Source organism: Acinetobacter sp. CIP 64.7 (assembly GCF_000369745.1).
In the GTDB taxonomy this organism is placed as follows: Bacteria; Pseudomonadota; Gammaproteobacteria; order Pseudomonadales; family Moraxellaceae; genus Acinetobacter; species Acinetobacter fasciculus.
The window spans coordinates 217,550-220,301 of record NZ_KB850178.1 but is presented as its reverse complement, the minus strand read 5'-3'; the positions used below and the strand labels follow the sequence as shown (position 1 = coordinate 220,301).

Below are 2,752 nucleotides of genomic sequence, written 5' to 3'. Positions count from 1 at the left end.
GTTTGAATATACGTAAAGTCACCCACCCATAGTTGGTTTGGATGATCAGCATTAAAATTACGTTTCACTAAATCATCTGCCCGTTTTTGGTCATCTCGGTTACGGGTGGTTTGTTTATTCTTACCACGCCAAACACCTTGTATACCTAGCTTTTGCATCAATCGAGCAACTGTACAACGTGCAATCACATAGCCTTCACGTTTCAGTTGTTGCCAGACCTTACGCACACCATACCGACCTGAACTTTCTTTCCAAATTCGCTTAATCTCCTCAGCATGCTGCAAGTCATGTAAATCTCGTTTCGCTCGATGTTCTGGATTTACTGTGAGATCTAAAGTCCGGTAATAGGTTGAAGCAGCGATCGGTAAAATCCTACAAATCGCCTCAACACCATATCGATCTTTATTGTTAAGGATAAAATCCACCATTATTTGTGTGGGCGGTCGAGCTCCGCCTGGGCGAAAAAAGCGGCTGCTTTACGTAGAATTTCATTGGCACGTTTTAATTCTTTAATTTCACGTTCCATTTGCTTCATTTTTTCTTGGTCAGATACCTGTTGTACTTTGGCGGGATTTTGTTGATCTAAGTATTTTTGATGCCAGGCACGAAGTGTTTCAGGAGTACAACCAATCTTAGGCGCAATTGCTGTGATTGCAGCCCAAGTAGAAGGATAATCTTTTTCAGATTCAATCAATAATTGAACCGCTCTTTCTCTAATTTCGGGGGTATAGTTTGGTTTTGTCATCGGGATAGTCTCTCAGAATATTGACTCTCCGACAAACCTGGTACGGTTCACTCCTTATTTTTTTAATGTATATAGAGACATGCTTAAAAAGTTAATTTCAAAAAAAAGATCAAGAAAATGGTTATAAATGTGAGTGGTTTTTGATGAATTTGAATTCTTTTTAAACTAGGCTAAGGGTTTGCTTAGATAGATTTTTTTATTTAAGTTATTGATTCTTTGTTTTTGAATGTGACTGGTTTAACTGTGTTTTGTATTTTTCTTATTTTATTTATACGGAAGAGCGGCCAAGATTGAGTCCATCGGAAACTGATGATGGGACGTTCATTATGTTCAGTTTTAGCTAGGGTAAATGCGCATTTAGTTAGGCATAGATATTAACAAAGAACTGGCAACTAACATGAGAGCTGTGCCATATTTGGATCTAAAGATTTTGGTATTTTGACTAGATTTTTATATGACGGCGGCACAACACATAGCTAGATGAGGATAATAAATAATGAATTATTCCGAAAATGATAGTCCGATATATATTGCGTCAGTAATAGGTGAGCGCCTAAAACGCATCCGATTGAATCAAGATATGACACAAGCGGAGATTGCTAATAAAGCTTGGATTAGTCGGAGAGCTGTCCTTAATGCGGAGAAAGGCGACGTTCGACTAGTAGAGCTGATCGCTATTTTAGGTGCGCTCAATATGTTGGGTAATCTAGATCAATTGATACCTGAAGTATCATTTTCACCGATACAGTTGCTTAAGCTCAAAGGTAAAGTTCGCAAAAAAGCCTCAGGTAATAATAAACGAACTCAAAAACTGGTTATAAAGACCGCAAAGCCAGAATTAGATTGGTGATATACCTTCACGATAAAGAGCTTGATAGGTTTGAGGGAGTACCAAAATGGTATGGACAGACGTGAAGGGCTTACTAGAACAAACTTTTAATGATCGGTGTATTTTATATCAACCTTCAATCTGTCCCACTGCTCATCGTTGAGCATAAATCTAAAAATTTCTTTATTTTCAATAATATAGGACTTATGCATTGACGGATTCAAAAAAGTATTAAAATACTTTATAAAGTATCTGTGATCAGACGAATTAAACATGCTTCTACAGCAACTTGTACATTACCCATTTATATGGGCTTTCTCATGACAGAACCGAACTCTATTAGCTGCACACAACTTGCCGAGACTTATAATATCTCGCATGATAGTGTAAATCGCTTTCTAGAGCGTGAAGACTACACACCTCACGACCTATATCAAGAATCAATTCAACATATTGATAATAATAAACTTATAGTCAGTATTGATGATACTGTTTTAGATAAACCATATAGTCAACATATGGACTTAGTTAGCTATTTTTGGTCAGGCAAACACCACCGATCCGTCAAGGGTATTAATCTCATTACCTTGTATGCGACAGATCAAAATGGCCAAAATATTCCAATTAATTTTCGAATTTATGACAAATCTGAAAGTAAAACCAAGAATGATTACTTTATGGATATGTTAAGTGAAGTACTCAGTTGGGGTGCAAAGATTCAATTTATTACAGGTGATAGTTGGTATTCATCGACTGGAAATCTAAAAACCATAAGAAAATATGGTATTCGATTTATGTTTGGTATCGACTGTAACCGTAAGGTTTCCCCAGAAAAAGGACAATGGTTTCAACTGCGTTTATTGCCAGATTTCCATCAGGGTCAAGTGGTCTGGCTCAAAGATTTTGGCTTTGTACAATTATTTAAGACTCAGTTAAAAGAACAGCAGAGGTTTTATATTGTGCATCAAGATGAAGATGATTTATTGTCCTTTGAAGGTTTTCATGAATTACATTCAAGTCATTGGAAAATAGAGCAATATCACCGGGTGATTAAACAAGTTTGTCATATTGAAAAGTTTCAAGTAAGACGATCTAAACTGATTTTGAATCATATTTTTTCAGCCTTGATGGCCTACGTTGAGATACAAAAGAACCAGTTTGAGCGGATCTTTGAAAAT

General features: G+C 36.5%; 2 protein-coding genes, 1 pseudogene and 1 other annotated feature. Of the genes and pseudogenes, 2 read left to right on the top strand and 1 reads right to left on the bottom strand.

Annotation, left to right across the window (positions count from 1 at the left end):
• Nucleotides 1-745, bottom strand: a pseudogene (locus F890_RS19400) (IS3 family transposase); the annotation flags it as partial.
• Nucleotides 354-470 (bottom strand) — a sequence feature (AL1L pseudoknot). It overlaps the preceding pseudogene by 117 nt.
• Nucleotides 746-1,241: 496 nt before the next feature.
• Here F890_RS19400 and F890_RS03200 point away from each other — a divergent pair.
• Complete coding sequence (locus F890_RS03200; RefSeq protein WP_005103547.1) at nucleotides 1,242-1,595, top strand: helix-turn-helix domain-containing protein; 354 nt, start codon at nucleotides 1,242-1,244, stop codon at nucleotides 1,593-1,595.
• A gap of 233 nt (nucleotides 1,596-1,828) precedes the next feature.
• The coding region (locus F890_RS03195; protein WP_082191738.1) for an IS701-like element ISAba11 family transposase at nucleotides 1,829-2,752 on the top strand (924 nt) is incomplete at its 3' end.